The sequence below is a fragment of the Microbacterium sp. NPDC058342 genome, from assembly GCF_042723935.1.
GTDB lineage: Bacteria > Actinomycetota > Actinomycetes > Actinomycetales > Microbacteriaceae > Microbacterium.
The window spans coordinates 1,571,067-1,584,335 of the sequence record NZ_JBHXID010000001.1 but is presented as its reverse complement, the minus strand read 5'-3'; the positions used below and the strand labels follow the sequence as shown (position 1 = coordinate 1,584,335).

General features: G+C 65.0%; 15 protein-coding genes. 14 read left to right on the top strand and 1 reads right to left on the bottom strand.

What is annotated here, in order from left to right; translation table 11 throughout:
• Positions 1-28: 28 nt before the first annotated feature.
• From ACFWHT_RS07315 to ACFWHT_RS07305, 3 genes are read left to right on the top strand one after another with little or no spacing between them, the layout of a single operon-like run.
• Positions 29-262, top strand: coding sequence for a hypothetical protein (locus ACFWHT_RS07315; RefSeq protein WP_378826863.1), 234 nt, complete (start codon positions 29-31; stop codon positions 260-262).
• 5 nt (positions 263-267) lie between these two features.
• Entirely contained in the window at positions 268-537 is a 270-nt protein-coding gene (locus ACFWHT_RS07310) for a hypothetical protein (RefSeq protein ID WP_378826861.1), read from the top strand.
• A complete protein-coding gene (locus ACFWHT_RS07305) occupies positions 537-689 on the top strand; it encodes a hypothetical protein (RefSeq protein ID WP_378826859.1) in 153 nt (50 codons plus the stop codon). Before ACFWHT_RS07310 ends, ACFWHT_RS07305 begins: the two co-directional genes overlap by 1 nt.
• A 33-nt stretch (positions 690-722) precedes the next feature.
• Here ACFWHT_RS07305 and mobF read toward each other — a convergent pair whose 3' ends face one another.
• Positions 723-4,181, bottom strand: coding sequence for a MobF family relaxase (gene mobF / locus ACFWHT_RS07300; protein WP_378827941.1), 3,459 nt, complete (start codon positions 4,179-4,181; stop codon positions 723-725).
• A gap of 433 nt (positions 4,182-4,614) precedes the next feature.
• On the opposite strand from mobF, the gene ACFWHT_RS07295 reads away from it, so the two are divergent.
• The 11 genes from ACFWHT_RS07295 to ACFWHT_RS07245 all read left to right on the top strand — a co-directional run bounded on the left by ACFWHT_RS07295 (position 4,615) and on the right by ACFWHT_RS07245 (position 13,243).
• Positions 4,615-5,208: a S8 family serine peptidase gene (locus ACFWHT_RS07295; protein ID WP_378826856.1), complete on the top strand. Its 594-nt coding sequence runs from the start codon at positions 4,615-4,617 to the stop codon at positions 5,206-5,208.
• Between the two features lie 50 nt (positions 5,209-5,258).
• Entirely contained in the window at positions 5,259-6,128 is an 870-nt protein-coding gene (locus tag ACFWHT_RS07290) for a hypothetical protein (protein WP_378826854.1), read from the top strand.
• An 83-nt stretch (positions 6,129-6,211) separates the two neighbouring features.
• Positions 6,212-6,763, top strand: a complete 552-nt coding sequence (locus ACFWHT_RS07285) for a hypothetical protein (RefSeq protein ID WP_378826852.1) — start codon at positions 6,212-6,214, stop codon at positions 6,761-6,763.
• A gap of 313 nt (positions 6,764-7,076) precedes the next feature.
• Entirely contained in the window at positions 7,077-7,244 is a 168-nt protein-coding gene (locus ACFWHT_RS07280) for a sigma factor (RefSeq protein ID WP_378826850.1), read from the top strand.
• A gap of 5 nt (positions 7,245-7,249) precedes the next feature.
• Positions 7,250-7,582 carry a sigma-70 family RNA polymerase sigma factor gene (locus ACFWHT_RS07275; protein ID WP_378826848.1) on the top strand — a complete coding sequence of 111 codons (333 nt, stop codon included), beginning with the start codon at positions 7,250-7,252 and terminating at the stop codon, positions 7,580-7,582.
• Positions 7,575-8,570 (top strand): hypothetical protein, encoded by a 996-nt coding sequence (locus tag ACFWHT_RS07270; protein WP_378826846.1) that lies wholly within the window; start codon positions 7,575-7,577, stop codon positions 8,568-8,570. Before ACFWHT_RS07275 ends, ACFWHT_RS07270 begins: the two co-directional genes overlap by 8 nt.
• Before the next feature lie 57 nt (positions 8,571-8,627).
• Positions 8,628-9,146, top strand: a complete 519-nt coding sequence (locus ACFWHT_RS07265) for a peptidase inhibitor family I36 protein (RefSeq protein WP_378826844.1) — start codon at positions 8,628-8,630, stop codon at positions 9,144-9,146.
• A gap of 189 nt (positions 9,147-9,335) precedes the next feature.
• Positions 9,336-10,592 (top strand): hypothetical protein, encoded by a 1,257-nt coding sequence (locus tag ACFWHT_RS07260; protein ID WP_378826842.1) that lies wholly within the window; start codon positions 9,336-9,338, stop codon positions 10,590-10,592.
• Between the two features lie 39 nt (positions 10,593-10,631).
• The gene (locus ACFWHT_RS07255) at positions 10,632-11,549 is read left to right on the top strand and encodes a DUF1963 domain-containing protein (RefSeq protein ID WP_378826840.1); all 918 of its coding nucleotides are present in this window, start codon (positions 10,632-10,634) and stop codon (positions 11,547-11,549) included.
• 459 nt (positions 11,550-12,008) lie between these two features.
• Positions 12,009-13,043 carry an iron-containing redox enzyme family protein gene (locus ACFWHT_RS07250; RefSeq protein ID WP_378826838.1) on the top strand — a complete coding sequence of 345 codons (1,035 nt, stop codon included), beginning with the start codon at positions 12,009-12,011 and terminating at the stop codon, positions 13,041-13,043.
• Positions 13,040-13,243 (top strand): CDGSH iron-sulfur domain-containing protein, encoded by a 204-nt coding sequence (locus ACFWHT_RS07245; protein ID WP_378826836.1) that lies wholly within the window; start codon positions 13,040-13,042, stop codon positions 13,241-13,243. Before ACFWHT_RS07250 ends, ACFWHT_RS07245 begins: the two co-directional genes overlap by 4 nt.
• Positions 13,244-13,269 lie beyond the last annotated feature (26 nt).

Genomic DNA, 13,269 nt, shown 5'->3' with positions numbered 1-13,269 from the left:
GTAACTTGTGGCAAGTAAACTTGTGAACATGGAGTCGGAGCCGATCATCCTGGACAGTGCCTACCGGCACGGCGTTCAGGAGGCGGCGATGCTTCATGCACTGCGCTATCCCGTTCGGCACTTCGTGCAGGACGATTCGATGACCATGTTCATCGGCCCCGACGAGACCGGCACTCTGGTCGAAGTCGGCGTGATCGAATGGCACGGCATCATCGCGATCGCCCACGCGATGCGACCGGCACGAACCAAGTATCTGAGGTGAACATCATGGCCCCACGCTCTATCGAAGACATCAAGGCACGTGCGAACGAGTTCGCCGACGCCTTCGAGAACTACGACCCGGCTCCCGGCGACCAGGACGCTCCGCTACCTCCGGTCATGGCTGTCAAACTCGCCGCCTGGCGGCGCGACACCGCCGAGCGCGAACTCGCCGAGGCTGTGCGTGCAGCGCGTGAGCAGCGTCTGTCGTGGCGCGAGGTCGGCGACGCGATCGGCACCAGCGGTGAGGCCGCCCGCCAGCGCTACGCGAAGGCCTGATGGTCATGAACGACTGCACCGACGTCGGCGGTCTTGAAACGTGGCTGCGTACCGAGGTCGTCGCGGCATTTGATGAGCTTCGAGCGGACCCGTCGCAGGCGATCCGCGCGGACGAGATGCGTGAGCATCTCGCCATGCTGCATGAAGCTTGAACCGCGCGGATCGACTAGACACATCTCCAGCACTCACAAGCCCCTGCGCGGGGTCTCGCGGTGAGGTGCGCTGCGTCCGGCATCGAGACCCTGTGCTGGACGAAGCAGGCGCTCCCGCGTCTCTGCGGCCTGCCGGGCTTGGCTCCCGGTGTCTCGTCGTGCGTTTAGTCGCGCGACTGCCTGAGCCGGCGGGAGGCCTCGAAGCACCTCGGCCTCGTTGCGCGCGTCGACGGCGGAACGTTGCGCTTTCGCGACTTCCTGGGCGGGGCGAATCACGCGGAATCGAGCGAGGCTGCGCCGCACACGTTCGGCACCGAAGACGTCTGTGAGCAGGCGCACGCGATCGCGCGCATGCTGGGCATCGAGCGCAGCCACTTCGTTCTGAGCGGTGGTGACGTCGCGTGATGTCGCAGTGACTTCGGGAACCTGTTGCGCGTCGGTGCGTGCAACCGTGGAAGCCCACTCTGCAAGGGCGTCGCGTGTTCGTGGGACTTCGCCCCAGCGCTCCCGGAGATGGCGCTCTGCGGCTTCGACCTGGCTCAGCATGGCGCTGTGTGCGGAACGTGCGGCACGGCGTCCGAAGAGCCCGGCACTCGCGAACCGGGTTCGCGCCTCGACCTCCGCGTCGACATCGCTGAGGTATTCCGATCCGGCTTGCAGCGCGGCATCTGCCAGCGACATTTCGACGGCCGTACGCGTCTGATCGGCAAGCCGTTGCATATTCGCGAGAACAGCGCGTTGCTCCTCAACTTCGGCATGGAATCGCTCCGCCTGCTCATCGAGTTGCGCACCGATCTTTTGCCATCGCGCCGCCATCGTGTCCGCACGTGCCGCCGTCTCCATGAGCCGGGCGATCTCGGCATTCACGAGCTTCACCGGCCCGTCGTCCACGAGGCCGGTCACCGAGTCGATCGCGCTCTCGGTTGCGGCGGCGAGTCCGCGGTCTGCGGAATCGCGTTCCAGTGCATCCACGAACATCGTGCGTGCTTCCGCAACGCTGTCGGCGACGGCATGCAATGCGTTATTGCCTCGTCCTCGGGTCATGCCGACATAGACGGCCGCGCCGCTCATGCCGTCGGTGAGCACAGTATGAGAGGCGGGTGCGGTAACGCCCTGAACGCCGTAGGCGGTCGCCGCGTATGACAGGTGCGCGTGCTCGCGGAGGTAGTCGGCGGGCAGGTGCCGCGTGTGCTCGCGTTTGCGATCGTCGTGCGCATCGACGACCCATGCGGAGCCGTCCGGCTCCACCTGCTGCACGATCCACTGCTGCCGGTTCGCAACGCCGAGACCGGTATCGTTGCGCCGGGTTTGGATCAGATCGCCTGCGCCGATGTCGAGACCGTCACTTCCGAGCGTCGTCACGGTGTCGTCCACGAGACCGCGCGCGATCCGCTCAGTGCGGACGCGCTCATTCAGGGCGGTTGCTTCTTCGTTCGACGCGACGGTGATCGTGTCGGTGTTGCGCGCGTGTGTTGCGATGTGCTTGCGGAGTGTGTCTTCGTCGGCATGGAGGTGGATGAGGCCGAGTCGTTGCAACTGGTCGAACACGTCACCGGGGTCGTGCTGGTCGCGCATCTGTACGGTGAGGTCGGCGTACTCAGGATCGGTGAAACGGTGCACCTCGGCCATATCGAATGTGCGGCCGCGAATCTGTGCGGCTATATCGAGCACACCGCCTCTGCCGACGGCGGGTAGCTGGGCACGGTCTCCGACGAGCGCGATCGTCGCGCCAGCCTCGCGGGCGACGGCGAACAGTGCGAGGGCGGTGTCCTGGTCGAGCATTCCGGCCTCGTCGACCACGATCCGCTCTCCGGCCTGCAACTTCTGGTTGCGCGGTGGCCCGTCGAAGGTTGCCCCGGTGGTGGCGTCGGTGTCGCCGGGATGCAGGCGCGTCCAGACGCCGTCGTCGTTCCATCGGTAGCCGTGGGCGTGGACGAGTGCGGCAACCGATGCGGCAGGTACGCCGAGTTCCTGGTGTGCAACCTCGGCGGCACGCTTCGTCGGCGCAACCACCCGCACGCGCCGCCCCGCCTCTCCCGATGCGCCGATCGCGGTGGCGAGCATCGTTGTCTTTCCCGCGCCAGCTGCTCCTTCAACAACCACGAGCGGGTCGGTCGAGGCGACCGCTGCTGCCGCATCGAGCTGCCCAGGATCGAGATCCTGCCCCAGCCGTTCCGCCACGGCCGACACATCAGGGTGTTCTTGCTCTGTCACAGGCGTGAGGGCGGTAAGTGCGTCGCGCAGTTCGGTCTCGGCCTGGACGACGCGCACGCTCGTGAGGTGCGCGACGTGATCCGGGCGCGGTTTGCCCTCGGGGAGAATCGAGAAGCAATCCTCGACTGCGAGCCGCGTCGACAGCTCCACCAGCTCGCGCACCTCCGCCGGTGTCGCTCGGACGCCGTACTCGGTGATGATCGTGGTCGCCTGTTCTTGCACGTCGTGCCGGTTCCACGACGAGGCCTTCGTGGCGCACCGATCCAACGCACGCGACGCGATCTCCTCGATCGAGATCTCGTCTGACCGGAGCGGTGCGGGAGCTGCGTGTCGGGGGAGCGCGTCGGGGTCGTATCCAGCTTCTCGGAGTTCGGCGAGCCAGGCAGATTCCTCGCGCAACGTGGTGGGCTTCTTCGCGGGCCGCTCGAACGCCCATGCCTTCGCCCGCAATCGTGCCGACACGACCGGCCCGATCGTCTCGCCCGGATGCGCCGCCTCCCACTCCGCGATGAGTCGGTCGAGGTTCTTCCCGACCTGCGCTCCGCGCTTGCTCATCAGCTCGTTGAACTGCTTTAGCTCGGCCACCTCGCCGGTGACGGGGGCGAGAGTGAGGCCGTGCCGGTCGAGCATGTCAGCGAGTGCTGGGCTGGCGGCGATGATGGCGGTGCCGAGCGCGCGGATCGCGAACTGCTGCTTGAACAGTGCCGCCGTATCCAGAGCGCGCCATTTGCCCGCCGCCCACACGCGCGTGCCGATCTGCATGTGGATATGCCGATGGGGGTCACCGGCGCGGGAGGTGCGGTGCGTGATCCCGACGACCTGCATCCGCTCGATCGGTACGACCTCCTGGCCTCGGCGCGGCCCGACCCGTGTGGCGGAGTGGAGCCCGAGCCAGTTCTGCAGCTCCGCCAGCGCATCCTGCTGCGCCGCATCCAACGCCTTCGAGACCTCGGGATGGAGCGCGGCCGCGATCGAGAGCGACTTCGGCGCGTTGATGACCAGTTCCATGAAGCGCGGCGAACCGTCTCGGTCGGGTCCGGCCAGACGAGGCTTGCCCATTGACTCGCCCGTGTCGGGGTTGATCCAGTCGACCCAGCCCGCATACTCCGATGACGTCAACGCGCGGGCGTTCACGGCAGTGCCGTTTGCGTCCAGGACGGTGTAGCTGATGCCTGTCGCGTCGCTGAGGTAGTAGTCGTCGGCTCGGGAGCGGTCGGACTCGACGTAGCGCATGGCATCGGCTCCGGTACCCCGGAACGGAACCAGACCGCCACGCATGATGACCACCCCGTCTCACCTGAATATCTAATCTAGATAATCAGGTATCTACCACGGTAGCATACGTTCATTCACGGGAGAAGAGGAGTCCTTGCTCGCGTGGACGCGTTTGCCGCTCAGGATTTTTATCGGCTGGGTGTCACACATCGATGCTGCGAGGAAACAAATGAGTTGATATGGGGTGATCCCTGAAGGTGCTTCGCAGGAACAGGTGGGGGTGAGTGCTGTGGATCGACGGCTACGTAGACGCGACGACGCGCTTACACGCTTGGGGTGGACGTGTTCTCGGCGTCTGCGATGTCGCTCCGCGCATCCGCTCTTGCGCGGCCGCTGTGCGGTCCGAGCTGTCTTAGGCGCGCTCCTGCTGTTCTCTCTTGCTACGGCGACGGCCTGCAGCGCTCCCTTGTCTTCATCCTCCCCGGAGCGAGATGCGGTGCGCGTTGCCATGATCGATGGTGCTGTCAGTCTTGAGCAGCTCGCATGCTTCAAGGTTGATCAGGTGGGCACCGGGAACGGCACTCGGCATGGGACCGCCGTCGCATCCGTGATCTTGGGTGCCGTAGGCTCTCCCTGCGCTGACGCGGAGAAGATCCACCTGGGCAGTTTCCCCGTCCTCGACTCCACAGGGGCGGGCGCTACGGCCGACGAGGTGGCGGATGCGCTCCTGCTCGCGATCGAGTGGGGTGCGGACTTTGTGAACATCAGCATCGATCTGAGAGCCGGGTCGGACCGTCTTGCGGATGTCCTACAGCGCGCCGCTGAGAGCGGAATCGTCGTCGTCGCTGCCGCGGGGAACCGCATGGGGATGCCCGCAGGGTACCCGGCCGCGTACGGCTCGGTTGTGTCGGTGGGAGCGGCCGACACCGATGGATCACCTTTGTGGTCGAGCGCACGCGAAGGAGTGGACATCTACGCGCTTGGAGCTGGCGTCGACGTCCTTGACGAGGACGGGACGCGTCACATCGAAAGTGGGACATCCTATGCGTCGGCAGCTCATGTAAGAGAACTCGCGCTTTCTGCGCGGTGACAAACAGACTTCAACCTCAACGCGCAACAACACACTGACATTGGAGGATCATGCGCACCTTGGCAATCATTGCAGCGGCATCGCTGCTCGCGGGCGGTCTGTCTGCGCCAGATAGCTCCGACTCTGTGACAACAGAGGTCAGCACCTCATCGACGCTGACGGTCGAGGAGCTTCTGAGTGACCCCACGGTCGATTTCCTCGATGAGGGGCAGGCAGTCGTCGAGTTGCATGACGCGGGCTTCGCGGTCGACGAGGTACTGGAATCGGGCACGGAGGTTTCGGCGGAACTGAGCTCGACGCTGGGCGATGGGGTTGCGGTGGACACGTCGCTGACCCTCGACCTCGCAGACGGAGTAGGGACGCTGACGCTCACGCCCGATTCTCCCGAACTCGCGGAGACAACCCTGCTCATCGAAGTCCATGAACTGACGGAAGACCTCGTGGACATCACGGTGACCGACCCGGCCACCGGGGAGACTGAAAGAGTGTCGTCAGCGATCGGCGAGGGTGCCGCAATCCCTCTGATCCTCGGTATCCCTCTCGCACTCTCAGCGCTGGAGGCGCTCATCCTCGCGATGACTGCCGTGGTTATCGCCGGTGTCACCTACATCGCGCTCGATAAGGCCATTGAAGCGATCAGGAAGAAGGGATCGAATTACAATCACTTCATGGCGGAACGTGTCAATGGCAAGCCGTTGATGATCGGTAACGGACTCTCGTTCAGCAATGCGGTAAAGCGAGTGTCGGGCAAGAAGGACGTTTGGTCCACCTCGAAGAACGGGGCGATGACGGTGTGCAAGTCCGCTAGTGGCGGAAAGACGCCGATCGGACCTGAGAAGGACAAGAGCGGGAACTACAAAGTCACGCACTATCACACAAGCCCTCGCAACGGCGCCCACTGCTTCTACGGGGCGTATTGATGACTGCCCCTACACTTACCCAGCTTCGGGATGCGTGGGCGGCTGATCCGCCCGCACCTGCGTCCGCACAGGAACTGACGGAGATGCTCGAGCGACGGTTCCGGGCGTATGAAGTGCCCGTCGACCTCGTGCCCCGGTCCGACTATGAGATGGATGACGACGTCGTCGAGGAGGATGTCTGGAAGCTCTACGTCATTACTGACAAAGCCGTGCTCGACGGGCTGATCTCCCCTGACGCATTCGAATTGGACAGCTGGCCGCCGCCCCCCGGGAGTGATGAGACGTTCTCCGCGGACGATCTGCCGGAGGTGCTCGGCAACCTGCATGGCGACCTGCTTCCTTCCCAGGAGGTAGGGTTCCGGCTGCTGACCCGGTTGATCTCTCTAGGAGCCGCCCTCGGGGCCCTCCTAGAGTCGCGAGACGGGAACGTAGTAGACGGGTTCAAAGTGTATGGCCCGTCAGACAAGCTCACCGAAGTCCTGATCGGCCACATCGGATGGGAGAAGTACCGTCGCACAGAGTCCCACCCTGACGGCGTCGCGGTCGGCGACATCGAAGACGAAGACTTCGCCCGTTACCTTCAGATGGCCTACGCGGAAGGGAAGCTGATCCTCAAGGACCAGGAACGGGGCTAGACAGCCCCGTGGCACCCCCACGCTGTGGGGACAAGTCGACTGAACTACGAAGGAATCGGTGCAGTTTCGTCGTGTCACCGACTCCGGCATGTCGAGGCTCATGGCTGGAAGTAGTCGACCCGGGGTGCGGGGCGTACGACGGTACGCTCCACACCCCCCATGTGCAAGGAGAGCGGGGCATGTGACGCCTGCTCAGAAAATTGGTCATGAGTGTGCAGGTCTGCAGATCTGTTGTCACGATTCGTCACGTTCGAACAACACTGGTGATAGAAGGCGGTGCGTTGACCGTGAGGAGTGCAGAGATGGAGGCGGCGTGAAGAAGTTCTCGACGTTCTTCCGGGCGAACTACTCGCTGGTCGTCGGTGTCGCCGAGCGCCGCTTGGACTCTAAACAGGATGCAGAAGAGATCGCGACTGAGGCGTTCCACATCGCGTGGCAGCGTTACCAGGCCGGGGAGCCGTTGAGCGTGCCCTGGTTGTAGGGGTGGTGCGGAACCTGGTCGGCAACGAGTACCGGAGCCGCGGGCGCCGCGCGGAACTGCAACGCCAGCTCAACGAGGACTTCGCGCTGCGCATCCCCGTGTCCGACGATCTGTACACCGATGTCCGTGATGCGGTTGAGCGGCTGCCGCAGGCGCATCGTGAGGTGCTGAAGATGACCTACTGGGAGCGTCTGACAGCGAGGGAGATCGCCGCCGTCCTCGACTTGAACAGTGCTGCTGTCCGCGCCCGGCTGATGCGTGCCAGGCGCATGCTGCGTGCGGCGCTGAGTGAGTTGCAGGACTCGATGGACGAGGAGGAGGTGCCCACTCGTGAATGACCTGTTGAGCAAGCTGCTGCGCGCAGCGGACCCGGGAACCGTGAAGCGCGGTGACCCGCTCTCTGAGCGCGGTCTGCGCGAGCTCGCCGAGTACGAAGCCAAGGAGACCGCTTTCGAGCGTTCCCGACGCCGCGACGTGCACACGCCTGCAGAATGGCGCACCTGGCGGCCCGCCGCGCTCGCGACCGGTGGTGCGTTCTTCGTCATGTTGTTTGTCGTCGTGTTCGCGTTGGCGAGCATCCTGCGCCCGGCGCCAGCTATTGCCGCAACCCCACCGTTGCTGGAGGTGACGCCGGTCTCCGCGGCGGCCTCGGAGCTGTTGAAGGAGATGGAGACCATGCGTCGTACCGGCCAGGAGTCCGGCAACACGATCCGCGCGCAAACCTGGGCGCTGAACACGACGTTCGCAGAGGATGGGACGACCGAGTTCACCGTCGTCGAACCGCAGTGGAGCGAGACCACGTTCCAGGCCGACGGGAGCGTGCAGTATCGGCTCGTCGCCGCGGAGCCGTTCCCTGGCCAGGACGACGACACCCTGCCCGCTCCCGGCACGGTCCTCGTCGACGAGACCTTCCCGCCAGGCGACTGGGACGCTCCGGTCGAGGACGGCCCGCCCACCCGGGCCGACGAGGTCGGCGCGTACCTGTCCGCCTTCGCGGGAGATGAGGCGTTGAGCGCGGGGCAGACTCTGCGGGAGATCAGCACAATCGTCTCCAACTACCTGCTCACGCCCGAACAGGAAGCGGCGCTCATCGGATACCTGAGCGGCGTGAGCAACATCCAGGTCTCCGGGTCCACAACCGACCGGCTGGGCCGGACGGGGATCATGTTCAGCGCGACCGACCGCGCTCCCGGCGAGTACGAGGACCGGCTGATCATCTCGCCACGTACCGGGCAGATCCTCGCTGCCGAAACGCTCTACAGCGGCACCACCAGGACGGACCTCCAAGCCCCAGCAGTCGTCGACTACACCGCCTGGGAACGCTGACCACCGTCTTCCACTGTTCCTCCCCTGATCACCATCTATCGAACGGATACCTGATACATGCGTCACGCCCGTGCTGCGATCGCGGCCATTGCCCTCGCCCTGATCGCGCTCCTCACCCCGACCGTCGCGTCCGCGGCCGAGCAGGAGACCTCACCCATGCAGGAACGTGTCGACGAAGTGATCGACGAGTTCGGCGGCGAGCAGATCGATTGGAACGAGGTGAGCTGGGACGACGGTGACATCGTCCTCACACTCGACCCTGACCTCAACCTCAGCACGACCGGCAAGACGACGAAGTCGGTCGGCGTGACGGCGACGGCGTCGAAGGAGGACTGCGCCAGCGGGAAGTACTGCCTCTACAGCCGAGCGTTCTACGACGGCAACAAGCTCACGTTCTCCGCCTGCCCGGCAACGCACACGTCGTTCAGCAAGCTCGGCGGTGCCCCGCGCTCGATCATGAACGACCGCGCTTCCGGCAAGGTAAGGGCGTATAACGGGACCACCGTGAAGGCCACGCTGAACGCGCGTACGGGAACATCGAACATCAGCGGCGTCACGAAGGTGACCTGCTCCTGACCCCTCAACCGTTATCGAGCGCCGGATACCGCCAACAGCAAGTTTCGGTGTCCTCTGTGTCACACATCTGCTTCCCGGTACAACGTCAAGAATGACCGCGGTCGCCTTTGGCGGCACATCCGAGGTCATCACTGGTTCCCGGAAGCCGGGCCCTGCCCGCTCAACACCGACACCTGAAAGGTGCCCATTGTGACAGCTTTGCACAAGCTCCGACCCATTGCGCTCACGACAGCAGCAGCCGTTGTGAGCGCCCTCCTTACAACATCTCCAGCCCACGCCGAGGACACCGCGCCCGTGGATGAGGCGTCCGCGATCGCTCTCAGCATCGCGGATCAGCAGAACGCAACGCTGTTCGGGAGTGCCCCGTTCTCCGAGGAGGACGGTGTCTTCGCCACCGATTCGGGCGTCGCGATCGACGGGGACGTCCTGCTGCTTGGTGAGGGTTACCCGAACATCGTCCTTCCCACCGTTGACAGCGTCGCAGGCGAGACGACCGCGGATGGAACCGTCGTCTTCGCGGATGCGGGGCAAGGGCTGGACGTTGTCGTGGAAGCGGCCGGGGATGGCGTCGCCCGTGTGCTGACTGTCGCCGACGAGGACTACAGCGATAACACCGAGCACCGCTACTCCTACGAAGTCGATCTCCCCCAGGGCACGGTGCTGGAACAGAGCGACACCGGAACCGTCTTCGTTCTCGCACCCGCGTCCGAGAGCACCGAGGACGCCGGTGTCGATCTCGCAGACGTGCTCCCGACCGAGGACGCTGAAAGTTCGGACCCGGAGCCCCTCCCCGCCAGCGATGAGATCGCGACTGAGGAGGAACTGGCCGGAGATTACGACGTGCCTACTGGTTGGGAGGTTGTCGGCGCGTTCCAGTCAGCATGGTCGGCAGACGCTACCGGCGCATCCTTGCCGACTCACTACGAGGTCGATGGGAACACTCTGACGCAGGTTGTCGATACGACAGGTGCGCAGTTCCCGGTCGTCTCCGACCCCATCCCGCTCGTCGTCGTCGGCCTGGCTGCGATCGCTCGCGCGCTCCTGCCGGCGCTCCTGCGTCAAGGGGCTAAGGCGCTTGCGACTCAGACGATCAAGGCGGGAGTGAAAGCCACGACGAAGGGCGGATACAAGACCTTTGCGGCCTTCAAGAAGGACATCGCTGGGTCTACCCCCAAGGGCAACCAGTGGCACCACATCGTCGAGCAGTCCAACATCAGCAAGCGCGGCTGGGACGCACGCTGGGTACACAACCGCAACAACCTCGTGAGCATCCCCAAAGAAGTCCACCAGAAGTGCGTCAACAGCTGGATGGCGAAGAAGAACGTCAGCAAGTTCGGCATCAAGTCCGGAAGTAACACGATGCGTCAGACTGTCCACAAGCTCAGCTTCTCCAAGCAGCACGAGATCGGCATCGCCCTGCTCAAGCACTGCGGCGTGACGTTCTAGCCTCGACCACGGAGTCGGCCCGTTCGGAAGGATATGACCATGACCCAACTGCCCCGCACCCCCGTCACTGCCGCGTCGCGTGAGCGGATCGTCGCCTGGCTGAACTCACCCCAGATCGGGGCCGGGTTCCTCGCCGACGATGTGAAGTTCTCGCTGCTGCTGCTCGACCAGTACGAGGCGGGCAAGGACCGCATCCGCGCCGAACGGGCCGAACTTGGCGAGCTCTCCTGGCTCGGCGGCCCGGCCCTCGGACCGATCGAATGGCCCCGCAACCGCGACGGGGAACCACTCGCTCACATCGCCACGATCCTGCTGAGCGAAGCGCAAGCGCTGATCGAGTCGCCCGACTTCACTGAGCCGGACTGGCCTGAGTCCGCAGCCCGTCTACCCGAGACCGGGTACCTGGAGGTTTTTCACCACCTGGGCACCTACGGTAACCCCGAAGATGACAACACTGGCGGCTGGCTCGTCCGCCACGTCCCGTTCGACGAGCAGACCGTCCCGCCCCTGGTCGACGCCCCGGATGACCTCGACGTGCCCCAGGAGGTATGTCAGCCGGTGCTGCTCGCGGCCGGGTTCAGCGTGCCCCGGGCTGTCGATTTCGTCGACGCAGAGGAGACGGTGTTCGACGCGGTAGAGCGGGTCGAGGAAGAGACCAACGCGGCATGGACGGCCTGGCGTCAGGGCGTTGAGAAGGTGACCGAGCCGGTGTTCCCCGTCTCGCACATGTACGGGCACAGTGACTCCGGCACCGAGTACGCCCACGACATCCTCCGTGAAGTTCGACCGCTACGCGATGACTCCGACGTGTATGTGCTCGTGCTGTCGGTGGAGAGCTGGACACATTTCGAGGGTTGGTTCGGCGATGCCGGGAACTTCGAGGTATGGATGCGCGCTAGCGACCTCACCGAGCTCCGCTTCGACCAAGCATGGTGCATGATCCGCACTGACCACTGATTCCCCGGGTTCGTCATGATGCTGGAGGGAGAGATCACCCTGTAGGCGGGCAAGAGTATAGGAGCGAGGTCGCGCACGAACTGCCTCACGCATCTTGATTTCTCCTGCCTTTGCACTGAGGGGTATGCGCACCCCGCAATCGCCTGCAAAAGTGCTAGCGAAAGTGCTAAGCAACCTGTAGCTCGGTGTATCGCGGTGGAGTTATCCTCAGGAAGCATGCCGTAGTTCGTTGATTTTATGCGGCAGAACGCTCGGTTGAGATTCGCGGCGTTCGGGGGTCGAGGTCAGTTCAAGTCCCCCCTCGCGCACAGAATGTCCTGAGGGCCCGGATCCACGTGATCCGGGCCCTCAGGCGTTCCCGCGTTCGCTAGCGTCTGGCCAGGCACGAGGTCAAGACCCTCGTGGGATGCGTGCGCGGCGTCGGAGACTGGGGCGACCGACCGACGCCGGAGAGGCCCCATGCATCAGCTCACACGCCCCGTATCCACCGCGTTCACGCCTCGTGGCCCTCTCAGCGAGGGCGTCCTCTCCGTGCTGTTCGCGTCACGCGCAGCTGCGCCGGCCGACCTCGTCGACGAGGCCGTGCTGCTCAGCGACGACGTGCTCCTGGACGACGACATCCAGTTGACGCTCTTCGCGCTCTACGCCTCTTCGTACGGTTCGGTGACCGGCATGGACCCGGATCTCGAATGGGATCCGGAGCTCATCCGAGTGCGCCGGAAGCTCGAAGCGGCCTTCGAGGCGCAGCTGCGCGCCCGCATCGCACCGCCGTCGCTGCCGAAGCCCACCGTCGACGACGTCGCGAAGGCCCTCTTCGCGCTCGTCGCAGCCGATGACAGTCCCAGCCTGTCCCGCTACGTGGCGCGACGGGCCACGGCCGCACAGCTGGACGAGCTCTTCCGCCTGCGCTCCGTTTACACCCTGCGGGAGGCCGATCCGCACTCCTGGGCGATACCGCGGCTCACCGGTCGAGCGAAGGCCGCGATCGTTGAGATCCAGTCCGACGAGTACGGTGGAGGCCGCCCCGACCGCGTGCACGCCGAGGTCTTCGCGAAGGCCGTGCGAGCGATGGGTCTGGACGACACCTACGGCGCCTACGTCGACCGCGTCCCCGCCATAACCCTCGCCTCGCACAACCTCATGTCGATGTTCGGAATGAACAGGCGCCTTCTCGGCGCGATCGTCGGGCACCTGGCGGCCTTCGAGATGACCTCATCGATCCCGAGCAGGCAGTATGCCGAGGGCATCCGCCGGCTCGGACACGGGGAGGACGTCGCCGACTACTTCGACGAGCACGTCGAAGCGGATGCGGTGCACGAGCAGATCGCGGCTCGGGATCTCGCGGGGGCGCTGGCCGAGGACAGGCCCGAGCTGCTGGCGGACATCATGTTCGGCGCCGCGGCCTGTCTCGTCGTAGACGGACAGGCGGCAGCGCACGCGCTGGACGCCTGGTCCGCGGGCAGAAGCGCACTGCGACCGGAATCCGTGTCATGAGCGGCAGGATCCCAGCCAGCATCACCCCCTACCCCGACGGTCCGCTCATGGTGCGCGGCGACGTGGAGCTGCGCAACGCCGCGGGCGAGCCGATCGAGCGCCACCGCCGCACGGTGGCGCTGTGCCGGTGCGGACTGTCCTCGATCAAGCCGTTCTGCGACGGGACGCACAAGGCGGCCGGGTTCACGACCGACGACTGACTCCCGCAAAGCGGCTCCGCCGGGCC

Bases quoted from the DNA above. Each gene is read 5' to 3' on its own strand.
- ACFWHT_RS07315 (WP_378826863.1), top strand. From the start codon at position 29: ATGGAGTCGGAGCCGATCATCCTGGACAGTGCCTACCGGCACGGCGTT.
- ACFWHT_RS07310 (WP_378826861.1), top strand. From the start codon at position 268: ATGGCCCCACGCTCTATCGAAGACATCAAGGCACGTGCGAACGAGTTC.
- ACFWHT_RS07305 (WP_378826859.1), top strand. From the start codon at position 537: ATGGTCATGAACGACTGCACCGACGTCGGCGGTCTTGAAACGTGGCTG.
- mobF (WP_378827941.1), bottom strand. From the start codon at position 4,181: ATGCGTGGCGGTCTGGTTCCGTTCCGGGGTACCGGAGCCGATGCCATG.
- ACFWHT_RS07290 (WP_378826854.1), top strand. From the start codon at position 5,259: ATGCGCACCTTGGCAATCATTGCAGCGGCATCGCTGCTCGCGGGCGGT.
- ACFWHT_RS07285 (WP_378826852.1), top strand. From the start codon at position 6,212: ATGCTCGAGCGACGGTTCCGGGCGTATGAAGTGCCCGTCGACCTCGTG.
- ACFWHT_RS07265 (WP_378826844.1), top strand. From the start codon at position 8,628: ATGCGTCACGCCCGTGCTGCGATCGCGGCCATTGCCCTCGCCCTGATC.
- ACFWHT_RS07255 (WP_378826840.1), top strand. From the start codon at position 10,632: ATGACCCAACTGCCCCGCACCCCCGTCACTGCCGCGTCGCGTGAGCGG.
- ACFWHT_RS07250 (WP_378826838.1), top strand. From the start codon at position 12,009: ATGCATCAGCTCACACGCCCCGTATCCACCGCGTTCACGCCTCGTGGC.
- ACFWHT_RS07245 (WP_378826836.1), top strand. From the start codon at position 13,040: ATGAGCGGCAGGATCCCAGCCAGCATCACCCCCTACCCCGACGGTCCG.